Source organism: Flavobacterium sp. PLA-1-15, from assembly GCF_049060005.1.
Classification (GTDB): domain Bacteria; phylum Bacteroidota; class Bacteroidia; order Flavobacteriales; family Flavobacteriaceae; genus Flavobacterium.
The window spans coordinates 35,935-60,480 of sequence record NZ_JBMGQS010000012.1 but is presented as its reverse complement, the minus strand read 5'-3'; the positions used below and the strand labels follow the sequence as shown (position 1 = coordinate 60,480).

Below are 24,546 nucleotides of genomic sequence, written 5' to 3'. Positions count from 1 at the left end.
AAAAAGCAAATGTATAGCTTACGATTATATTTTTAAAATGTTTTGAAGACTATTTAGCCTAATTACCGAAATTGTAACGCAATGTAATCCATGATCTGATATTTGTAATCGGGAAAGCAGTTGAAATAACAGCCTTCGAGAACGAATGATCGTAAGAAAAAATAGCGGTTAGGTTTTTGCTAAACGAATAATCTGCAATGAATTTCACTGACCAAAGGTTTTGTCCTCCTGCCAATTGGTTGTTGTCATAATCCAAATATCGGACTATGGTTTGGCTGTTTCTCAATGAAAAATCGGCTCTTAAATTAATATCACTTTTAATAACTCCTGTTGGATTATCGGCTAAAGCCGAATTAAAAATTACATCCTTGATACGGTAGCCTAAACCTACAATATATTCTGTTCCCTGAACTTCCGTCAATAAATTATTATCAAAACTCATCGACAAGGCCCTGTCTTTCTTTAACTCTGCTACAACCTTTATTGAGTTTTTCATCTCCATATCAAGCTTGATTAAAGGATTGAATTGTTCTACGAGGTTAATGTTTGAAATGATAACTTTGTTTGGATAATTTCCACCTGCATCCAAGAAGGTTTCACTCTTACCGTAATCTAAATTAGAGCGGAATGAATTTACCGTATAAGATGCCCTGTAAGCATGGCGTACTGAGAAACGCTTGAATCTGTCCTTAAAGAATTTATAACGCATCAAACCGGTGTAATTAATTGTCCAGTTTGGTATCGGTATATTTCTAAAAGCTCCTAACGATATTCCAGATGCATCTTTTCCTGTATAGGCCGCCAAGAATGCCGGCAATAGAACAGATTGATTGTTCTTTCCAAAACCAACCGGATAACCAAGGTTAGAAACTACTTTTTGATAATTTGGATCGTTCGGGTCGCTTGGTATCGGATTGGCATTTCCACCATATCTTGGAAATTCGGTTCCGCCATAAGCACTTTCGGCTAAACGATTTGCTACAATCATCCTGTTTTCTCTGAACTGATCGAATGCGGCTGAGAAATTTTCATCACTTCTTCCGAAAGCCGTTCCAATCATAATGGTGGAGATCGAAAAGTTTCCAAAATTGTAAGGTGATCTTGGGTTGTATGTTCCGTCTCCGGACACATCATATTGTTCCGAGAAATTATCAAGATAACTTCTGTTCGCCACTAAATCTATTTTAAAATCAGGAAACAAATCTACATTTGCTGTCAGATCTAACGTTCTTGAAGTAACCTGTGTAAAGTTCTGGTTGAAATCTTGATAATCTGTAAGCCAGCCATTTTTTGCCGCAGCATATCTCACATCTGATTGGTCTCCAAAGACAAATCCTAAGGTTGGTCTTGAAGTACCAAAGAATCCTATTCCCGGTGTATATCCCGGTAAAACGGTTCCGCCAGTTTCAGCATAGTTGATCTGCACATTTTTAACACTAGTAACTACTCCTATCAAGCCGTCAAGAAAAACATTTCCTTCATTTTGTGTTTTGGCTCTGGCGTTATTTACTCTTTCTCCTGGCTTAGGTGGTGCTTGGTTGGCTGGTCTTGCCGGTTGTTTTTTATTACCGCTTTTTACCAATCCTATATATTTATACAATAAATCCATATTGAAAGCCGTATTCAAACGATGTGCTCCATTGTTTTGAATAGTGTTTCCAAGGTTATAGTTAGAAAAAGTCCCATCTGCATTTTCTTCTTGATAATCTGAAAAAGCGATAGAAGCCCTCTGCCAATTGAAATCTCCTGTGTAGGTATAAGTGGATTTAACAAAACTTAAAAATGGAATCTTGTTAAGTGGCAAATCATAATTTACAGTAATCTGTTGATTGTGCTGGTTGGCTTCTCCAATATTCCAGTAATCATCCCAAATAGAAAAAGTATCAATTGATTCTCCATTTTCATCAAAATAATTTCGAACGATATTACTTGTTGCAGCAGTATAGTTTATTTTTAAAGCCTTTGTAAGGTTATAATTGAATCCATACTGGTAATTGAACAAGTAGTTCCTTCTATAAAGAGGGTCCAAACCAAGTCCTAGATTTTCAACATCTCTGAATTGCTGACGGTTGTATTGCCTCAAAATACTCGTGCTGAAGTTGATGTTTGTAGGCAGATAATTGAAATTAAAATCACTTAGCAACTTCCAGTAGGAGCTTTTGCTCATGAACTTGGTTTGCTTGAAAGGCTCAACTGCTTTTGGCTGAAAAGTATAAGTATAATCAACGGCCGTGCGAAGTTGCTGATCAGTATATTCTTCTATTTCATAATCGTGTTTTTCGATTTCATTAAAGGAATAAGAAAGCGTGAGGTTTTCCGGATCGTAAACATGAGGTTTCTGCTCGGCTCCTCTTTCTTTTCTAACGCCAATAAAGTTGATACTTTTGGTTTTAGTATAATCGATCGCCCTATTCTTGATATTTCTCCTGGTTTCTGGATTTTCTGTTATATCCAATAATTGATCTAATTTAATATCCTGATTGAATGGATCATATTCTGGAGTTATCGTCTCTTCTCCAATCGAATAATTGAAAGGAAGCGTGATGCCCCATTTCTTAGGCAATAATTTTCCTAGATTTAGATTGGTCACGATATTATATTGCTGCATGTCTTCCCTGCTTCTTTCATTTGGACCATCTTCTAATGCTCCAAAACCAATGGTGCTCATTCTTCCCGTAGCCGAAATGGTTGCGAAATCGGCAATGTTGGAATCTACACTCAACACGGCCGCCATACCTCCTTTGTTATCCATTCCTGCAAGTCGGAGCTCATTGAACCAAACTTCTCCTTTAATTGACTTACTAGGTAAATTCAAAGGATCAATTCCAGTATTGTTTTTAACCCCAACCATTAAAGTTCGTACCAATCCAAAATTAGGATTTCCCTTGATACTCAATTTTATGCGACTGTTCTCTCGTGCGATATTTGGGTCCAGTTGATAATCGAATTTACTATAAACGTTATCTTCGGTAAAATCTTCCTGTGGAGCACTCATGGCTTGGATTTTCAAGGTCGTCAACAAAGCCAGCGGAACATCCAATTCGTTTTCTGCAGGCCACACATCTGCTTCCGAATCAGCACCGGGCAAGGTTACTTTTAGGGCTTTTTCTACCTGATAGTAGTTTTGTGTGAAATCATTTCCAAAACGAATAAACCCAGCCATTTCATTATCTGCTAGTGGTGCCGCCATAGGATCGCTCAAAGATTCTGCATGAAGGAACATTTTGAGATTCTTAAACTGGCGCATATCCACGCTAACATTTTTAAATACAGCTCTTGAATTGCCAAATTCCAAACCTTTTGATCCTGATACTCTTAATGATAATGATTGTTCATTTTGGTTGATTACGGTATTGTTATTATACAATTGTTCCCTAACAACACCCGGCGGAGTGACATAATTTATAGGATCCCGCTCACTATTTTCCAGAATATTAACCGCCAATATATCAAGATTTGTATTGTCGTTTTCCGGTAACGGTTGCCCTGTTTCCAGTGAATTGGTATAGCGTCTCCATTCTCCCCTAACGAGTTCGAGTGTACCAAAACGCAACGTTACTTCTTCAGAAAATCCTGTCATATACATCCTCATGAATCGAATAGATTTAAAATCTTCCATTTGTCCGATGTTTTCTTTTAACGGCCCTTGAATTGGAATTTTAAACTGAATCCACCTTGCAGGGACAGATACTCCCGATGAGCCGCCTGGAACTGTAACGTTTTTCTGCTCTGTCACATCTGTAATAAAGTTCTGCCCAGTAGTCATCTGCGGATAAATATCTACACTGTACTGATAATAGGAATCAATGGTGTTCATCGTATTATCCCTATTGATATCCTCTACATCCGGAAGGGTAGAATTACCTCTATTATTGTCGGTCACATCAACTGGAGAGTTTCGCTCAAGTCCGTTATAGTTTTTATAACGTTCCAATATGTTTCCACTAACGTCAAGATAAAACTGATAGTTATCTGCCGCCGGATCTGCAAGTCCTGCAAAATTACTTGCACCTGCAAGCGCCGCTTCTTGGGCATCATTGATACCATCCAGACCCACATCCTGTGAAGCTCTATTGGCTGTATTCGTGTCAAATGCATAAATCAATGATTGCGAAGCGGGAACCCTACCCCAAATAGAGGATACTGTATTTTGACTTGAACCTGCCTCTGGCAATCCATTTTCATATTGCTTTCTACCATCTTTTAGAACATCTTCAGAAATTTCCCCTAGATTGAAATACAGCTTTCCTGTATTTGTAGGCAATGTTTCATTGTTCAGATAAGGGTCTAAAAGCCAAAATTGAAGATACTCAACATTTCCTTGCTCGAAATTGGTAGAACTTATAGACCTCATGATTCCTCCAAAATTTTCCTGCGGATTAGGAAGTGTATTTCCTTGTGCCGTTGGGCTATAATTATAAGGCCCTCTTTCTCTTGGATAATAGGATAAATCCAATGTATTGATAACCGTTTGCTGTCCGTCAGGTATATCTGTATTTGGAAACAATTCTTGAATATAAATCCTTCTTGTCTTGTTTGATGCTAAATCAGCATCTGTTATAGCGCCAGGTCTTTGGCTAGAGTAAAATATTGGATCTATGGTATACCAAGATAATTTCGCTCTTTTAAATCCGTAGCTTAAATTATCAGAACTTGCATTATAATCTGGATTTGAGCTGATAGTTGGAGTCGTTTGCTTCACAGGAACCGAAGCCAAGCTCCATGCTAATGCAGAACGCATGTCAATTGTAGTTTGAGAGCCCTCAAAATCATCTACATAAATGGTCGACTCCCCTTGAAAACGGTCTCCCTTTGGAGAATCTGGCTGTAGAAATGCCACTTCTCCTCTTAAAGATAAATTGGAGGGAACATCTGTATCAATATTTGGCAACTTGTTTACCAATCTTGTAAGAAAAGGAACTTCCATTGAGAAATTTCCATTCACACCAAAAATGGTATTGTTTACAGATTCTTGTCCGAAACTAGATTTTTGTGTAAAAGGTCTTTCAGACATTCTTAGAAAAGTGGCACCCAATAGAAAATTATCTGCGAATTTATGCTCTACATTAAACCCGAAAAACCTTCTGGTTTGTTGTCCGAAAACCGAATTATTTTCAAGCGTTATATTTATAGGGGTACTTGCCGCCTGAAGTGACGGATCTAAAATCTGAACTGTTCCTCTTTGATAATTTACAGAATAATCTACACCTTCAATCAAGACTCTTCCTCCAGCAGTAACGGTAACCGAACCTTGCGGAACATTGAATGCTCCAATGGATATTCCATCGCCACCGGTAGATTTGTATCTTCCCTTGAGCTCAAATTTATTCTTGTCGCTATCCTGCAAAGCCCTTGCTTGGGAATTGCTGTACAGTGTTCTAAATACATACTTTGCTTGATTGGCGTTATAGGTCAATGGCGCATCATAATCTTCAGCATTATTTGTTCTTAATTTATTAAACAAATGTCTTCCAAAAGGTTCTACTGTCGTGAATATAATTCTTCCATTTTGTGCATCAACGGTTAAGCCCGGTACAAAATCAAAAAAACCATCTCCTCTTCCATTCTCTTCTGGATCGTTAGTATAATTCAATCGGTCAACATTAAACACTTTCAAAAGAGGTGTTTGATTCACATCTTCTGGCAGTGGGTTTGCATCATTAACCGCTGTAATGTAATTCAATGGAGAAGGATCGCTGTACAAGATATTGAACCTAAAATCCTCTTGTTCCAATTGACCTCCTGGAGCAATCTGGTAGATGTTTTTCATCATCAAATTCCAAATCGGTCGGGTAGTTCCGGTAACCGGGTTCGTTACAGTTGTAATACTGCTCTTCAGCATCTTCAAAACCAAACTCTGTGTAGAGATCACCTGATTTTCGGGTTCGGGTTGATTCTCAGGCTGGGCTCCATTTGTAACGGTCGTAGATTCAACACCTCCATTACCAAATTCACCCACTTGATAAACTTGATCTCCAATAGTGTACTGATAAGCCACTGCTAGAACTTCATCATTAGCCAATCGTTGCTGTAAGGAAATGTACCCCAGCTGAGGATGAAAGGTGTATTCGTTTGGCGATAGCTTTCGCGCATTTTCCAATTTTGCATAATCCTGTCCTTCGGTAATTGAAGTTCCAGGAGCATTGAAAGAATTACTTCCAGTAGTTACAATTTCCCTGATGGACGCATTTAATATACCGCCACCACTTGCTATTAAACCTGGATTAAATTTATTGTTTTTATTATCCGATGGTGCATCTGGAGCAACTAAGAAAAACCCTGCTGGTATCGTTGGGCCTATGTTTACAATTTCATTATCTTCAAATCCTGGCAATTGAGCTTCTCCCAAATCCTGCAATGCAAGAATATTTCGTGAATTATTATCGGTAGTGCTGACTCTATTTTGTTTATTGGTCACCCAAACTTCTACTCTGGTAATCTGAACACGGCTGTTGATTAAGGGATAATTCCTTAAAGAAGAGTCGTATTTGTTTCTAAAATATTGGGAAAGGAAGAAGTGTCGGTCGGCATCATAATCCAACGAGAAAATATCAAATTCCTGAAGTGTTCCTCCACCTTGTGCTGTAACCGATTTTGTTTGTGATTTTTGCTCAGAAAAAATCCCAGTAATGGTAGTTTTTCCAAATTGAAACTGGGCTTTTACACCAAATAAACTCTGTGCCCCACGAATCAAGGAACTGTTTAAGGGCATGCTCACGTTACCAACCTCAATCTTCTGAAGAATTTCATCCTCCGTAGGCGTATATTCTAGCTTGATAAGGTTCTGAAATGCAAATGTCGATTCAGTATCATAATTTGCATTTACACTTAATCGGGTTCCTACTTTACCCATCAAACTTAAACTGATTCTTTGATCAAAATCAAAAGTGGTAACCGCTCTGTTTCTTGGTGAAAAGGATGGATTGTCTTGTTTTGTATAGCGAACACCAAGATCCATCTCTACCGATCCGGTTGGTTTTACATCGATGGTATTGCTTCCGAAAATAGTTTCAAAAAAACTTGAGTTTACATAATACCTTGGCAATAAATCTTTCTTAGCCTCTTCGGCTCCTGCTTTCTTTCCATCTATGGCATCTGCTTTCTCTTTGAAATATTTTTTCATCGATTCTTTCATCACCAAACTTTCGTACTCTTTGGGAGTAAGAATTGCGGGATAATTGATATTGTATTCGCCTACTTTGCTATTATAAATGTAACGGTCCGAAGCGGCATCATAAGTATAGGCCGAAACCACACTTGGCGGATTCTGGATAACTACTTTTCCTGTATTATAACCAATGGTATCCCTTACTTGCTCGTCTTCATCTTCGTCAACTTGTGCTTGTATATCGAATGCAGAAAAGAAAACAAGTAAAAAAATACCCATTTTCATTAACGATTCGGCTCCCTTAAAATAGATTGTTTTCAAATACTATAGATTTTTTAATGCTTGTTTTATTATGGTTTCCACGGAAGCATCCGGATTTTCCTTTACAATTTTTTCAACTACCTTTTCAGCAGATTTTCTTATGAAGCCCAAAACCTCCAAAGCAGATAACGCCTCATCACGATTTGTATTGTTTTGAGTTATAGAAACTTCATCCAAATCATACAACTTTAACACCTTGTCCTTTAAATCCAAAATGGCGCGCTGTGCGGTTTTGGCTCCAATTCCTTTAATAGACTGGATTGCAGCAACATCACCAGATGCAATAGCTTGGATAATCTGTTTAGGTTCTAATGATGAAAGCATCGTTCTGGCTATGCTGGCGCCAATTCCTGAAACCGAAAGCAACATCTTGAAGATTTCCCTTTCGGACTTTTCTACAAACCCAAACAAAGTATGGGCATCTTCCTTAATCTGGAGATACGTGAAAAGCTTGATATGATCCGAAGACGGAAGAAGGGAATAGGTATGTAAAGAAATATTAATATGATAACCCACACCTGAACAGTCTATTACGACCTCGGTTGGTGTTTTTTCAACTAATTTACCTTGTATATGTGCAATCATCAGTGTTAAGTAATTGCCAAATGTAGTAAAAAACTTTTATTGTAATCAATGTAATTGAGTATCAACAAAAAAAATAAAATGCAAACTATTCAGCTTGCATTTTACTTCTCTTTTCTTTTTCCTGTGCATCTACAACAGCAACGGCCGCCATGTTCACCATTTCTTCAACACTGGCACCCAACTGGAAGATATGGACAGGCTTATCCATTCCAAGAATAATCGGTCCGATGGAATCTACCTTATACAATTCTTTCAACATTTTATAATTGATATTGGCCGATTCTAAATTCGGAAAAATCAACGTGTTTACTTTTTTTCCCGCCAATTTAGAAAACGGGAACTTCTTTTGAAGCATTTCAGAATTCAAGGCAAAATCTGTCTGGATTTCTCCATCCACTATCAAATCCGGGTAATATTTATGCAGATAAGCAACTGCTTCTCTCACTTTGGTTGCACTTTCGTTAGACGACGAACCAAAATTGGAGTACGAAACCATTGCAATAACAGGTTGCATTCCAAACATTTTTACCGTCTTGGCAGTCATCAAGGCAATCTTTGCCAAATCATCCGCAGATGGATTCGGGTTGATCGCCGTATCCGACAAGAACATCGGTCCACGATTGGTCATCATCATATTCGCAGTCGCGATTAGGGAAATACCCGGCGCCTTGTCCATCAATTGCATCATAGGCTTTATTACCGATGGATAACTCCTGGAATAACCCGTCAATAATGCATCCGCCTCCCCTTCATTTACCATCATGGCGGCAAAATAGTTGCGCTCACGCATCCATTTCTGGGCGTCAAGCAACGAAATTCCCCTGCGGCGTCTTTCTTTCCAGAAAATATCTGCAAAACGCAATCTTCGTTCGTCTTCCTCTGCCGTTTTCGGATCAAAAATAGGCACTTCGGCATCAAATCCTAGCTCCTCTTTCAATTCCAAGATAACCTCTTTATTGCCTAAAAGGATCGGATACCCTATCTTTTCCTCCATCACAATCTGGGCCGCTTTCAAAACGTCCAGATGATCAGCTTCCGCAAAAACGATACGCTTAGGATCTGTTTTTGCACGGTTGGTAAGCAACCTAACCATTTTATTATCAGAACCAAGACGCTCCAAAAGCTCCTCTTCATATTTCTCCCAATCGGTAATAGGGTGCGTCGCCACCCCCGATTCCATTGCCGCCTTTGCAACTGCAGGAGCCACAACGGCAATCAACCTAGGGTCAAATGGCTTAGGGATGATATAATCACGTCCGAAATTCAGTTTTGTCTCGCCATAAGCAATGTTCACCTGCTCCGGAACATGCTCTTTTGCAAGGGAAGCCAGCGCTTTTACAGCTGCCATCTTCATCGCCTCATTAATCTTGGTAGCACGAACGTCCAAGGCACCTCTAAAAATATAAGGGAAGCCAAGAACATTATTCACCTGGTTAGGATGGTCAGACCTTCCCGTTGCCATAATGATATCGTGACGTGTGGCTATGGCCAAATTATAATCGATTTCCGGAATTGGGTTGGCCATTGCAAAAACAATCGGGTCATTGGCCATCACCATAAGCATATCCGGTGTAAGGATATTTCCTGCCGAAAGTCCAAGGAAAACATCAGCTCCTTTCAAGGCATGCTTCAAATCGATGTTTGGTGTTCCGAAGGCATATTTTTTTTGCAGAACAGACAAGTCTGTACGTTCCGATGAAAGTACGCCGTCTTTATCAAACATGATGATGTTTTGAGGATTTACTCCTAACAAAACATACAAATTCGCACAAGCCAAAGCCGCCGAACCTGCTCCTGAAACCACCACTTTTACATCTTCAATTTTCTTCTCGGCCAGTTCCAATGCATTAAGCAAAGCGGCCGAAGAAATGATGGCGGTTCCGTGTTGGTCATCGTGCATTACGGGAATGTTCAATTCCTCCACCAAGCGTCTTTCGATTTCAAAAGATTCTGGCGCTTTGATGTCTTCCAGATTGATTCCCCCGAATGTTGGGGCTATATTCTTTACGGTTTCAATAAAAGCATCAACATCCTTTGTGCCTATTTCAATATCAAAAACATCAATATCAGCAAAGATCTTGAACAGCAAAGCCTTCCCTTCCATTACCGGTTTTGAAGCTTCCGGACCAATGTCGCCCAGACCCAAAACGGCGGTTCCATTCGTGATTACGGCTACAAGATTTCCTTTGGCAGTATATTTATAAACGTTGTTGACGTCTTTTGCAATTTCAAGACAAGGCTCTGCAACCCCTGGCGAATAGGCCAATGACAAATCCCTCTGGGTTGCATATTTTTTAGTTGGTATTACCTGAATTTTCCCCGGTGTGGGCTTGGCGTGGTATAATAAAGCTTCTCTCCTTTTACTGTTTCTGTTCATAAGACTATTTTTATTCCGACTTGCAAAGGTAGAAGTATGCAGTTAAAAAGGAAACTTTTGGGTTATTATTATTGTTAATTGTTGTGGAAGTAGTCCTTTTTGGGAATTATGGTTTTCCTTATAGCCCTGACTGGAGGGAAAATCCTTTTTATTTTTTCTTTAAAAATAAAAAGATTTGGAAGGAAGGCAGGAACATGGATTTATTTTTGGCCCGAGCGTTTTACTTCTAAATAAAAAAGGCTTTACTTTCGTCAAACCTTCTTTATGTCTTGTCCTGAAATAGGTTTACACAAAAGTGTAAACCTATTTCAGGACAAGACACCAGATATATCCGCGCTATCGGGGTCAAATCGTCATATTCGTAACTGTACTTCCGTAGGATGCCGTCAGAATTTGTCCTCCAGTAGGTTTCACCAATGTTACCGTTAAACAGCGCCGTGCTCATCCCTGCTACGTTATTGTATCCCAGCCTAAAGGCGAAAAGATCCTTAGGAAACCCACTCTCTACAAGGCTTGCAGTATTGTTGATTCCGGTCAGCCATCCCCGCTACTGCCAAATCCCTTTGCGTGGACATATTACAAATTTAAGGTTCTGAAAAAACCTCAGCCTACAACTTCAAAGCTCATAAAATAAAGCCCTTCCGTATTGTGGAATTTATAATTTCTGCTCATTTTTTAATTCAAATATAATTAAATACATCTGATAGTAGAAAATATGTGAGCATGCGAAAGACTCGCCCAACAGTGGGAGTCAATTAAATCAGGACACCCCTACAACCTTTAATCCAAAACCATTCTGCTCCTGTAAACCATAAAAACCACCATTAACCTCCTGCGAAAAACGATAATACAAAAGTCCTATACGAATCCCCCGCACCTCATCCCCCACAGACACAGGAAAAACAAGATCTTGAATCCCATCATTTTTGCCCACACGCACAACCTCACTCCTGAAAAGTGCAGCCTCCAACGAATCCAAATCCAAAACAACCACACCAAATTGCAACTCAAAATGCGTGGCACTGTCCATGAACTTTAAGTTCATAGGAACAAAACCTCCCAAATAATAACTAGTCGTAGCAACATCATAAATGCCCTCCTCAGTTGGCAGACAAAAAGAAGTGAAACAGAATCCATCAAGCAGTGCTTTCCCTTCCGCATGTTCCAACCCTATCCCTATCTGCCGCTTGCCACGTTCAGAAACAAAGTCGGCATTCTTGATCTTAATAAACAACTGCATCAGTCTGCCCTGCAATTCCTCATTTCGTTTTTTGCCCAGAAAAGGAAAAAGGCTATCCTTAAAGACCTTCTTGACCCGCGAACAATGGCCAAACTCCGTATTATTTTCCCTTACACGAGCCATCGAGGCATTTTTCTTAATCGCAGTCCCGTTAAAACCACCACCTGCCTTTCGAGCCACCATCTTTCCTTTTCGCATATAAAAATTAATCCCGTCCAAGGTGCCAATCAGAGGCACAATACCTAATTGCTTTGCCATATAACTGTAAATCATAGATTAACAATACAAATATACTAAATTATAGTACTATATATATCGTCTTTATGACGTATATATATAGTATTTATACCGTACTAAATACCAATATTCAATACACCAACATCATCTCAAAGCAGCTTATCTCCCTTTATAGAAGTAGCCAACATTTGCTGGTAACTTGTGTCATACCTACCACCATAAAGATCAAAACCCAATCAAAAAAGAAGGCGCAACTTTCATTGCACCTTCTTCAAACCAAACCCAAATTAAAGCATATCTAAAAAAAGCTTTTATTAAATTCCCAAAGCCCCCTCATCAAAAATAAGCTTTACTTTTATTACTTTTCCTTCGTCGAGTTCAATACTGTCAAGGAAATAGAACTTCCACTGTCCCTTAATGTTTTTGTTGAGCATGCTTTGGAAAAGAGGTGTTTCAACAGGATATTCTGGATTGTTGGTTCCTTCTTTGTACTTTCCTGCAGGAATTGTTTGTTGGGGATAATAGTGATTCCCGTCTGGATTTATTACCTGTGTGTTTTCTGGGTTGAATGAAAACACATTTTGAGGGATATATTTATTGAATCCTCCAAGTTGGTTTACGATAGTTTTAAACTCGTTACCCGTGTTCGGCATAAGATACCCAAAACTTAGATCGATAGCCACCTCGTGTTCTAATGTTATTTCGATATGAACTTTAGCTGGATCAATTACGATCTTATCATCTGGCACCTCTATACTAATCATGACTGGAACTACCGTGCCGTCGGGAATTATTGTTTCGGTCGCATATTCATATTCGAGCCTTTCCGATAATGGTTCTTCTGTTTTTTTGCCGTCGTCGCTGCTGCACGCGGTGAGCATCATCATTAGGATGATTGCTGTTGTTTTTACTATTGTTTTCATATTACTATTATTTTAGATTAAAATTCTATATCAAAGTTGTATTTAAAAAGAAGAATCGGCAACGGCTACTAGACGAAAGAGCATTATGCTTTGATGCATTTTCTGACAATACTTCATTTTTAGTTATATTATTTATTTCACTATTACTTTTTTATAATCTTGATCGTTTCGGCACCCCTATCGGTATAGACTTTGGCAAAATAAATACCCGTACTCAAATTCTGTGTAGATACATACTCGTCTTTAGACTCCAAGACTTTGTGTCCTAGAATATCATATAACTCTATCTTAAAAATTGGGGATTTGTTGCTCACTATAAAACTATCATCAAATGGATTTGGGTAGATTATCGCTTTGCTTTTACTATTAAAATCATCAACATTCAGTGTATTGCATTCTCCGTTTACTAACTTGTAAGGTCTGGTTGCGGTTGTGGCGATGGCATTAGGATGTGTATTGACAAAGACATTCCCGTGGGAAGTTAATCCGGAAAAGAGTCCGTTTGTGGTGATGTAAAGCGGGCTGATTGATCCGGCTTCAATGCGGCCCCACCACCAAATGAGGTATCCAAAATTATGGTTTGCACTAAGTGTCAAGAGCAGCTGATAATTGATAGGAACTATATTGCTTCCCTGTGTTTCGTCGTGTGCAATTTCGCCCAAGACTATCGGGGCATTTATAGCGGCCAATTGAGCCATGTAATTTGTCATTTGAGTATCACTTACCTGAACAGCGTTTCCGCCAGCTGCCCAGTAGGTATGTACACTAAAAATAAGTTTATGCAAAGGATCTGCTGCCATTAGTGCGGCTCCATGATTGACAAAGAACAGATGGTCTTTTCCCCAGTGCATTCCATCGATCATAATAGGGCAAGTGAGTCCGGCATTTCTTAAGATAGTGATTGCGTTTACATTTGCGCTGTAGTAGGCGGTTTGTTCTGTGGCGCTTGGCGGATAATTTGAATTGCTGGGTTCGTTTGCAATATTCAATATCAAATAATTCTGATTGGCTTTTAACACTTCTAAAATACTTGGTTGTATCCACCAACTTGCTGCAGTAGCCAAATCGGCAGTTGGATTTGAACTTCCTGTAAAATCATGTAGTTCTAAAATTGGAATCATGTTGTTATTGAGACTCGCTTGAATCATCGTGGTGAGCTGTGCAGCGGTTGTAGGAACCTCGACACACGAATAGTTTGGCGGTGGAAAAGTGCAATACTCCCTGTCTACTACAATTCTCATTGCATTTGCTCCTGTTTGAGCAATTTGTGCTGCTTCACCCACTCCAAAATCGGAAACATCATAAATGTTTCCGTGGTTGAACCCTTTTAAAACAATCGTTTCTCCACAATCATCTTTTAAAAATTTACCATCAACCTGCAACAATGAAGTTTGTCCTGTGTTAGAAGAGCTGCATGTTCCTGCACTATTCAATTGATGGGGTACAAAAAATTCCCATATTTTTTGGGCTGCATTAAAACCCATAACATTAGGCCAACCGTGTCCTCCGCCAACAATTCTTATTAAAGATATTTCTTTTGATGTTGCCGAATTTGTACAAAAAGGGATTTTCTTTACTCCTGCAACGATATCGACAACGTTAGCAACGGAATACGTGCTTGATGCACAAGTAGGATAGGAAAATGCCGTTAAAGGATATTCGGACCAGGCATTTGGAACGTGATTAGGATCCGGATAGGAAACCACATTATCTGCATCGCCATGGATATGATAGATTGGGATTTTGATAAAGTTGCTGCTTTGCAATTTATTGTTGATATATGTATTATCTCCATACATATTTCCAGCAACTGGAGCAATAGCCGCAATCTTGTCGGGCAATGATAAAGCTAGATTATAAGCCAGAAAAGCGCCACCCGAATGGCCTGTGACATAAATTTTATTTCTATTAATGGCATAGGTTTGACATAAATGCTCTATCAAATCTGCAATAAACAGCACATCGTTTGGACCATCATTCAAATCTCCATTTATTGGTTTATTCCAGATACCATTTCCTAAAGTGCTTAATGAATTTGGATAAACCACCATAAAATTATTTGCGGTTGCAACAGCATCCAAGCCAGAATATGCTTTAAAACCCGCACCAGTACCTCCATCACCGTGTAAGGCTATCACAACCGGCAAATTTGCGGCAACTGCCGAGCCTGGTGCAAACAACGAGAACGTTCTTGTAACTGAATTGGAAATGATACTTCCATTAATATCCGTGCAATAGCCTAAAAAGCTAATTAGTAATACTACTATTGTGATGGTTTTTTTCATGATTGATTCAGTTTGTTAAAAGTTGTAGATTATTTATTGGTCGTTTTTAATTCAAATAGTTTTTTTAATCTTACCCAAAATTCATCCTTATTTTCTTTACTAAAAACCATCAATAGACCAACTGCATTTTAAATAGACGAACAACATTGTGTATCAAAAAAAACAGTACATTTGAGTAGCTCTCAGTTAATTAAACCTATATGCCTATGAAAAATCTAACCTGTATAATCGTAGATGATGACGAAATAGACCAATTGATGGTGGTTTCGTTTGTAAAGAGGTTTCCGCACTTGGAACTTCTTGGTGCTTTTATGAATGCAGAGGAGGCGCTCGCCTTTTGCCAAAAGAATACTGTAGACATTGTTTTTCTCGATGTGGATATGCCGGGAATGGATGGCTTGCAACTTCGGAAATCACTTTCTGGAATTCCTGTTTGTATTTTTATTACGTCGCATCCTGAACACGCCGTGGAAAGTTTTGAATTGGAAACCCTGGACTTTATAGTAAAACCACTGAAATTTGATCGCTTCTCTAAAGCTGTTGAACGCATCAATGAGTTTATGGAAATCAAGACCAAGGCGTTGCTCTACGAATCGAGTATTGGTGGCGATTCCATCTACATCAAGGAAGGCCATGAACAAACAAAGGTTAAACTTCATGAGATTCTCTACCTTGAAGCGTTAAAGGACTATACACTTTTGGTGACAAATGAAAAACGCCATTGTGTGCTTTCGAGTATTGGAACACTTTTGAAAGAACATCACTTCCAGTCGTTTATTCGTGTTCATCGAAGTTTTGCAGTGCAGCGAAACCTCATCCATAGAATTGGATCGCATGAAGTTTTTTTGAATGAAAATTTATCCGTTCCTATTGGAAGAAGCTACAAAGATGATTTGAACATAATTTTATGAGTAAGCTAATACTATTTCTGTTATTGCTTCCTTTGTTTTCCTTCGGTCAAAAAGAAGGTCAGGCGAAAGTGGATTCTATTTTGAGTGTTTTGCCTACTACAAAGCAAGATACTCTAAGAGTTAAACTGCTCAACGAACTTTCCTATACTTACGATAACATAGATCCAGAAAGTGGCTTGAAATATGGGCACGAAGCGTTGCAACTTGCTAAAAAACTAAAATGGGCAAACGGAATTGGAATGGCTTACAAATGTATAGGGAATAACTATTCTACAAAGTCAGATTTCAAAAAAGCCCTTTCCTTTTATGAAAAATCTTTACAATCTGGGGCCGACAAAAAGGTTCTTAGTTTCACAATCCTTAGTATCGGTTTAGTATATACGTATCAAAGCAATTACGCAAAAGCACAAGAATATAACTTTCAGGCTTTAAAAATGCTTGAAGAAATAAATGATCAGAGAGGAATAGCGGCAGTATTATCCAATATTGGCATCGTTTACAAAGACCTTAAAAAATTTCCTAAAGCACTTGAATACTTTGATAAGGCTTTGGTTATCAATTCTAAAATGGGGAATTCTATTTTTATGACCAGCAATTTCATAAACAAGGGACATGTTCATAACGACTTAAGAGAACATGAAAAAGCGTTAGAGTTTTATAATAAAGGGATAGTTATTAGCGAAAAGAATGGTGATATAACCAATAAAGCAATACTGCTTGGTTCCGTTGCAATGGTTCATTATGAAAGAGGTGATTTTGAAAAAGCTTTAGAATTTGCCTCAGCCTCTTTAAAAATAAACGAACAAAACCAAGACGAAAGAAATATATCAAATAATTCCGGATTAATCGGTGATATTTATCTGGATATGGCCCAGGCGAGCACGAACAAAAAGCAAAAACAAGACTTATTAAATAAATCGAAAAAGTACTTAAACTCTTCATTGCAAATCCAACTCAAGCAACGAAACTGGAAGGAAATTTCTTTTAACTATGTTCAATTATCAAAAATAGAAGCCTTGCTTGATAATTTTAAAGAAGCTAATAATTACAGCATAAAAGCTTCAGCCTACAAAGATTCTGTATATAATGAAGATTCAAAAGAAACCATCAAGAATTTAGAAGATAAGCAAAGTATCGAACTCAGAGACAAAGAAATTCAACTCCACAAACTTACCCTGCAATCCAAAGAAAAACAAAAATGGTTTTATATTGGTGGAATATTACTACTTGCAATCATTGGAAGTTTACTTTTTTATCAAAGCAGAAACCGCAGAAAAACAAACGAAAAATTGCAACTCTTAAACACCGAACTCGACCAAGCCAACAAAAACAAAACCCGGTTTTTTAGTATTTTGAATCATGATCTTCGAGCTCCGGTTGCCAACTTGATTCACTTTTTGCACCTTCAAAAAGAAAATCCAGAGTTGCTGGATGAAGCAACAAAAAACCGAATGCAAAACAAAACCATCAAAGGTGCCGAAAACCTATTGTCATCGATGGAAGATATTTTGTTGTGGAGCAAAGGACAGATGGCCAATTTCAAACCTCAGCCTAAAAAAATTACTGTAAATCAACTATTTGAAGATACTAAAAAAATATTTTTAGGCTATCATACTATAAAATTTGAATACCATAATCCAGATAACAGTGAGATTCTTACAGATGAAAACTATCTCAAAACCATTATTAGAAACCTAACCAGTAATGCGATTAATGCTTTTACAACTACACAAAATCCAACGATTGTGTGGAAAGCTTGGCATCAAAACAATCAAGCCTTTTTATCCGTTACCGACAATGGATCCGGTGCAAGCTTAGAGCAGTTCAAAGCATTGTATGATGATAAGGAAGTCATCGGAATCAAGTCTGGCTTGGGATTGCACTTGATTCGTGATTTGGCGAAAGCCATTGATTGCGAGATTTCGGTAGATTCTAGAACTAACAAAGGCACTACTTTTATCTTAAAATTCAACCAATAAAAAAGGCTTGACTTTCGTCAAACCTTCTTTATACTGAATGCTTTGATTACAACAATGCGTCGATAGCGTCTGTATAGGCTTTTTTAGGAGCTACTCCAACTTGACGGCCTACTACTTCTCCGTTTTGGAAAACCAATACCGTTGGAATGTTTCTAACGCCGTATTTTGCTGCAAATTCTTGGTTTGCATCTACGTCAACCTTTCCAACTGTTGCTTTTCCTTCGTATTCAGTTGCGATTTCGTCGATAACCGGTCCAACCATTCTACATGGTCCACACCAAGCTGCCCAAAAATCTACCACAACTGGTTTCTCTGATTTCAATACTACTTCGTCAAAAGTAGCATCTGTTATTGCTAATGCCATATTTTATTTCTTTAGTTAAATTTTATTATACAAAATTAGTGTTTTAATATTTAATCTTTTGTTAAATCAAAATCAGTTTTGGTTATCCGAGAATTGTCATAATTGATGGCTTCAAAAAGATCAATTAAGTTTGAAATCGATCTGAAGTTTTTCCAATTCCTGCAATAATTCATTCGATATTTTGATTTTAAGTTTTCGGCTAGGCATTGTCAACCTTGTCAGGATTCTGTCTTCTTCAATAACCGTTGGCACTGCAACAGCCATTTCGCCTAAGCTTTCTTCATCATCCGTTGGATCTTCAGACTCTATAACAGCAACAGGCTCTTCCTGAACAATTCGTTGTACTTTGTCCTTTTCCAACACTTCAAAAGTAACCTGATTATCTCCTTTATGACGCTGGAAAATATCCTGAAGATTTGAAATAAGGTCTGACTCTAATACTTTTATATCCAAATCAATGATAAGCTTTTTGGCAAATGAGGTGAGGATGTCCTGAAGCTGTTTGGCTTCGATGAACTGCAATCTTGGTTCACTTTTTTTGCCCGTTTCCTTATCCGTCCAGCCTTCTTTCACATTAATTTTGAAATAGACGAAATTATTTGAAATCAGGTAATAATGAAACTTAAGGTATTCTTCCCCAAAGATTTTAAACTCATAACTTTCATCGTATCCTTCAAGTGTAAAAATCGCCCAATCCTTTCCGTTTTTAGCCGTTCTTCTTTGAACGTTGGTAACGATTCCTGCAACGGTAAGATTTCGCCCTACATATTTTTCTAGATTTTTAAGCGCTTCTAATCGGGCATTGCAGAAATACTTCATCTCAAATTTAAAATCGTCAAGCGGATGCCCGGAAATATAAATCCCGACTACTTCTTTTTCCTTGGCGAGTTTTTCCATCGTACTCCAATCCTCACACGGTGGAATCTGAGGTTCTGCAATCTGTACTTCCGAAGCATCTCCAAATAAACTCACCTGTGATGAATTTTCATTCTCTTGAAATTTCGAACCATAGCGGATGGCTTTTTCCAAAAAGGTAACTCCATCGCCATCGTGGTGGAAATATTGTGCTCTATGTGTTTCAGCAAAACAGTCGAAACCGCCTGCCAATGCAAGGTTTTCGAATGCTTTTTTATTGGCTGCTCGTAAATCGATTCGTTTTCCTAAATCGAAAATCGATCTGTATTTTCCGTCCTTTCTGTTTTCTACAATGGTTTGAACAGCGCCCATTCCGACTCCTTTTACAGCTCCCATTCCGAAACGGACAGCGTAATTCTCGTTTACCGTAAATTTATAATACGACTCATTGACATCTGGTCCTAAAACCTGTAATCCCATACGCTTGCATTCTTCCATGAAAAACGAAACCTGCTTGATATCGTTCATATTATTCGAAAGTACGGCTGCCATATATTCAGCAGGGTAATGCGCTTTCAAATAAGCTGTTTGGTAAGCAATCCAAGCATAGCAAGTAGAGTGCGATTTGTTGAAGGCATAACTCGCAAAGGCTTCCCAGTCTTTCCAAATTTTTTCCAGAATTTCAGGATCGTGCCCTTTTTCAGCCGCCTGGTTTACAAACTGAGGCTTCATTTTGTTGAGGACTTCAATCTGTTTCTTACCCATCGCCTTACGCAAAACGTCGGCATCACCTTTAGAAAATCCTGCCAATTTTTGGGACAAAAGCATTACCTGTTCTTGGTAAACCGTAATTCCGTAGGTTTCGGCAAGATATTCCTCACATGCTTCCAGATCGTATTTGATTTCTTCCTCGCCATTCTTTCTTCGAACAAATGAAGGGATATATTCCAATGGTCCAGGTCGATACAATGCATTCATGGCAATCAAATCGGCAAAGACCGTTGGCTTTAGATCCTTCATGTATTTTTGCATCCCGGGTGACTCGTATTGGAACACTCCAACGGTTTCTCCTCTTTGGAACAATTCATAAGTTTCCTTGTCATCGATAGGAAAATTGTCAGGATCCAGCTCGATTCCTAACCGGTATTTTACCAATTTTACAGTATCTTTTATCAGTGTCAGGGTCTTCAAACCCAAAAAGTCCATCTTCAGCAATCCAGCACTTTCTGCAACCGAGTTGTCAAATTGGGTCACGTATAAGTCAGAATCTTTGGCAGTAGTTACTGGAACGAAATTGGTAATATCACTTGGCGTAATGATTACTCCACAGGCGTGAATTCCTGTATTTCGCATCGAACCTTCCAAAATTTTTGCCTGCTGGATGGTCTCTCCTGCTAAATCTTTATCATTTGCAATAGCGATAAGTTCCTTTACCTTGTCAAACTCTTCCGTACGCAAGGCTTTCTTGACTTCGCTTTCGTCTTCGGATAAAAATCGAGCCAAATTCCATTTCGAAGGCATCATGCCAGGGATCAGTTTTGCAATCCTGTCGGCTTCAAACAATGGCAGATCCAAAACACGGGCAGTATCTCGAATAGCCGATTTTGTTGCCATCTTACCATAGGTGATAATTTGTGCTACCTGGCTGGAACCGTATTTCTTGATTACATAATCCATTACACGGCCACGACCTTCATCATCAAAATCAATATCAATATCAGGCATCGACACACGATCGGGATTTAGGAAACGCTCAAAAAGTAAGTCGTACTTAATAGGGTCGATGTTTGTAATTCCCAAGCAATATGCTACCGCTGATCCTGCTGCAGAACCACGGCCAGGACCTACCGAAACGTCCATACTTCGGGCTTCGGCAATGAAATCCTGCACAATCAAAAAGTAACCCGGATATCCAGAATTTGAAATGGTCAATAACTCAAAATCTAAACGTTCTTGAATGTCCGGTGTTATTTCTCCATATCTTTTTTTGGCACCGACCATCGTCAGGTGTCTCAGGTATTTGTTTTCTCCACGGACTCCGCCATCAGCTTCATCTTCTGGAACGAAAAACTCTTCTGGAATATTAAATTTAGGAAGCAATACGTCTCGGTATAGCGAATAGGATTCAACCTTATCGATCACTTCTTGGATGTTGATAATGGCTTCGGGCAAATCAGCAAAAATCTGCTTCATCTCGTCGCCCGATTTGAAATAATAATCCTGATTTGGCATTCCATAACGAAAACCTCGTCCGCGACCAATTGGTGTGGTTTGTTTTTCACCATCCTTTACACACAGTAAAATATCGTGGGCATTGGCGTCTTCCCTGTTTACGTAATAGGTGTTGTTTGTAGCAACAAGTTTTACATCGTGTTTTTTTGCAAAAGCGATTAATGTTTGGTTCACACGATTTTCATCTTCCTGCTTGTGACGCATCACTTCTAGATAAAAATCGGCTCCAAATTGTTCTTTCCACCAAATCAAGGCTTCTTCTGCCTGATTTTCACCAATATTTAAAATCTTGCTAGGAATCTCTCCGTATAAATTTCCAGAAAGTACAATGATATCTTCCTTGTATTTTTCGATGACTTCCCTATCAATTCTCGGCACATAATAAAATCCAGCCGTATAGGCAATGGAAGACATTTTGGCCAAATTATGATAGCCTTTTTTGTTTTTTGCCAAAAAGACAACTTGATATCCATTGTCTTTTTTAGTCTTGTCTGTATGATTTTCGCAGATGTTGAATTCGCAACCTACAATCGGAATGATCTCTGTTTCGGTAGCTTCTTCACCGCTTTCTGTTAAGGTTTTATTTTTTGCAGAAGCGGCCTTGTTGTGGTTCATAACGGCACTCACAAAATGGAAAGCTCCCATCATGTTGCCCGTATCAGTCATCGCAACTGCTGGCATTTTGAATTTGGCGGAAGCCTTTACCAAATCGTTAACTGATATTGTCGATTGCAAAACCGAAAATTGGGTATGGTTGTGAAGATGGGCAAAAACAGCTGTGGCAAGTTCTTGTGTCGTTTCAGAAGAGATAGGCGTTGGAGTAGTTGATTCCTGCGCTTTTTGAAAACTTTCCCTGATCTTATCGGAAGCCGCTTTTAGATTGATGTGCTTTAATCCGATAAGTTGGATTTCTCCCTTATTGTAATTTTTGAAATCCTCAAAATATCCAGACGGAACATCAAGTTCTTCTTTTGTAAAAACCTCACGACGGATTAGTTCGAGGAAACATCTTGTAGTCGCCTCAACGTCGGCAGTGGCATTATGCGCTTCTGCAAAAGGTTTATGGAATAAATATTCGTGTAATTCTGTTAAGGTTGGCAATTTGAACTTTCCGCCCCGACCGCCAGGAAGTTGCAATAGCGAAGCGGTTACTTCGGTACAAGTATCTAAAACCGGCATCAGGCTCATTGGAGAATTCACTCCCATTCTATGGAATTCGCATCCCATGATGTTGACATCAAAACCAAGATTCTGACCTACGATAAATTTAGCCTTCGATAACGCAATATTGAATTTCTCTAAAACTTCTGACAACGAAATACCATCGGCTTGAGCCAATTCGGTAGAAATACCATGGATTCTCTCGGCATCATACGGAATATTAAAGCCGTCTGGCTTGACGAGGTAATCCTGATGTTCGATGAGTTTCCCCATTTCGTCGTGCAACTGCCAAGCAATCTGAATGCATCGGGGCCAGTTGTTGACATCGGTGATTGGAGCATCCCAACGTTTTGGCAAACCGGTTGTTTCCGTATCGAATATTAAATACATAAGCTGAAAATTCCAAAAAATTAAACTCCAATTTCCAAAGTCGGAATCACACAAAATTACGTTTAAATCTTAGGTTTGCCAATATATAGTTATCAACAAAAAAGAAAAACCATCCGCCGAGTTGACGAATGGTTTTTTATATGTGAAAAAATAAAGTTAATCTCTAACAGTACATCATCCCATTTATTGGATTGAATCCAAAAAGAAAATTATTAATAACCTCCTCTGTTTCCACCTCCACGGTTGTTTCCTCCGTATCCACCACCGCTGTTACGGTCGTTTCCACCTCTGAAACCTCCACGAGAGTCTCCACCACGGCTATTTCCACCGAAGCTTCTTCTTTCGCCTTCTGGCTTAGGCTCTGATTTGTTTACAACAATTGCACGTCCTTGAACAGTAGCTCCGTTCAATTCGTCGATTGCTTTTTGAGCTTCGTCGTCGTTTGGCATTTCGACAAAACCAAAACCTTTACTTCTTCCAGTAAATTTATCCGTAATGATCTTTACAGAGTCAACTGCTCCATAAGCCTCAAAAGATTCTCTTAAATCTGCTTCCTCAATACTAAACGGAAGGCTTCCAACAAAAATATTCATATGTACTATTTATTATAATTCAAACAAATGTAAACTATTTAAATTTGTAATCTACTATGCATTAGATGAATTATAACCGAATAAAAAAAATTTAACTTTAATTTTAGAGAAAACACACTAACTCTCTTGATTATTGCTTTCTACTATTATGCAAAATTCAAGAAAAAAAATAGAAATTCTGGAATAAAAAAAACCATTCTTTTCAGAATGGTTTTGAAATTTTATTGGTTTACGCCAATTGTGAGTGGTATTTCATAGAAAACGCCATTTTGAAAATTGATCCTCTCTGGTGCATCTTCGATATCGCCCACGAATGGAGCATCAAATCTAAAACTTCCTGATATAGTTCCTGGCTTTTGATTTACAGTATTTTCTAAAACTACTTCCCCATTTGGAGCATCAGCAATTCCTGTTTCATATTCAAAATTTACTCCTCTATCTGCAAATGAATAGAATGCTTTGTTATCATCATCATTACCAAGTTCGAAAGTTGCATTTTCAAAGAATGTACTCGTACCTGTACCGTTAATAATAACAGGATACGAATATAATTTAAGTACTTCCAAACCATTGAATGCCGTCAGTACCAATGTACTATCTAGAGGATTGTATATAGCTGTATAATCTTGAGCCCTCCACATAAAATTATCCTTTCTCGCTTGAAACGAAGGTGTGTTTGAACTAATATCCTCTTCACAAGAAGCAAAAACAACTAATATTAGCAAAAGTGATACAATTTTTTTCATCAATACGTATATTTATATTCAGTTTGTCATTTTATAGATTACAAAAATAGTTTTTAAAACGAAACTTGCTAAACAATTTTTAATAAATTCATAACATGAATTAATAATTAACAAATTTTCACTGCAAGGTTAAATTAAGAACCTTTAAATTATTAAAAATCAAATGAAAGATATGGCGAATCAAAAAATAATGTATCTTTGCAGCCTTAATTAATCGAGGTCGTGTACCTCAAAATTTA

General features: G+C 38.4%; 12 protein-coding genes. 2 read left to right on the top strand and 10 right to left on the bottom strand.

Going from position 1 to position 24,546, the window contains the following annotated elements; translation table 11 throughout:
• Window positions 1–58 precede the first annotated feature (58 nt).
• From sprA to ACI6PS_RS09025, 6 genes are all read right to left on the bottom strand, one after another.
• Window positions 59–7,393: a cell surface protein SprA gene (gene sprA / locus ACI6PS_RS09050; protein WP_421012263.1), complete on the bottom strand. Its 7,335-nt coding sequence runs from the start codon at window positions 7,391–7,393 to the stop codon at window positions 59–61.
• A 39-nt stretch (window positions 7,394–7,432) separates the two neighbouring features.
• A complete protein-coding gene (gene ruvA / locus ACI6PS_RS09045; protein ID WP_421012238.1) occupies window positions 7,433–8,014 on the bottom strand; it encodes a Holliday junction branch migration protein RuvA in 582 nt (193 codons plus the stop codon).
• 85 nt (window positions 8,015–8,099) lie between these two features.
• Window positions 8,100–10,391 (bottom strand): NADP-dependent malic enzyme, encoded by a 2,292-nt coding sequence (locus tag ACI6PS_RS09040; RefSeq protein WP_421012237.1) that lies wholly within the window; start codon window positions 10,389–10,391, stop codon window positions 8,100–8,102.
• 760 nt (window positions 10,392–11,151) lie between these two features.
• A complete protein-coding gene (locus ACI6PS_RS09035; RefSeq protein ID WP_421012236.1) occupies window positions 11,152–11,889 on the bottom strand; it encodes a hypothetical protein in 738 nt (245 codons plus the stop codon).
• Window positions 11,890–12,182: 293 nt separating this feature from the next.
• Complete coding sequence (locus ACI6PS_RS09030) at window positions 12,183–12,791, bottom strand: hypothetical protein (RefSeq protein ID WP_421012235.1); 609 nt, start codon at window positions 12,789–12,791, stop codon at window positions 12,183–12,185.
• Between the two features lie 143 nt (window positions 12,792–12,934).
• The gene (locus ACI6PS_RS09025; RefSeq protein WP_421012234.1) at window positions 12,935–15,076 is read right to left on the bottom strand and encodes a cellulase family glycosylhydrolase; all 2,142 of its coding nucleotides are present in this window, start codon (window positions 15,074–15,076) and stop codon (window positions 12,935–12,937) included.
• Window positions 15,077–15,282: 206 nt separating this feature from the next.
• On the opposite strand from ACI6PS_RS09025, the gene ACI6PS_RS09020 reads away from it, so the two are divergent.
• Entirely contained in the window at window positions 15,283–15,987 is a 705-nt protein-coding gene (locus tag ACI6PS_RS09020) for a LytR/AlgR family response regulator transcription factor (protein ID WP_421012233.1), read from the top strand.
• A complete protein-coding gene (locus ACI6PS_RS09015; RefSeq protein WP_421012232.1) occupies window positions 15,984–17,966 on the top strand; it encodes a tetratricopeptide repeat protein in 1,983 nt (660 codons plus the stop codon). The genes ACI6PS_RS09020 and ACI6PS_RS09015 overlap by 4 nt, the downstream gene beginning before the upstream one ends.
• 46 nt (window positions 17,967–18,012) lie before the next feature.
• Here the strand turns inward: ACI6PS_RS09015 and trxA are convergent, their stop codons facing one another.
• The 4 genes from trxA to ACI6PS_RS08995 form a co-directional block, all read right to left on the bottom strand.
• On the bottom strand, window positions 18,013–18,330 hold the full coding sequence (gene trxA / locus ACI6PS_RS09010) for a thioredoxin (RefSeq protein ID WP_421012231.1): 318 nt from the start codon (window positions 18,328–18,330) through the stop codon (window positions 18,013–18,015).
• A gap of 120 nt (window positions 18,331–18,450) precedes the next feature.
• Window positions 18,451–22,968, bottom strand: a complete 4,518-nt coding sequence (gene dnaE, locus ACI6PS_RS09005; protein ID WP_421012230.1) for a DNA polymerase III subunit alpha — start codon at window positions 22,966–22,968, stop codon at window positions 18,451–18,453.
• A gap of 212 nt (window positions 22,969–23,180) precedes the next feature.
• Window positions 23,181–23,561: an RNA recognition motif domain-containing protein gene (locus tag ACI6PS_RS09000; RefSeq protein ID WP_421012229.1), complete on the bottom strand. Its 381-nt coding sequence runs from the start codon at window positions 23,559–23,561 to the stop codon at window positions 23,181–23,183.
• A gap of 221 nt (window positions 23,562–23,782) precedes the next feature.
• Complete coding sequence (locus tag ACI6PS_RS08995; RefSeq protein ID WP_421012228.1) at window positions 23,783–24,307, bottom strand: DUF6252 family protein; 525 nt, start codon at window positions 24,305–24,307, stop codon at window positions 23,783–23,785.
• Window positions 24,308–24,546: the final 239 nt, after the last annotated feature.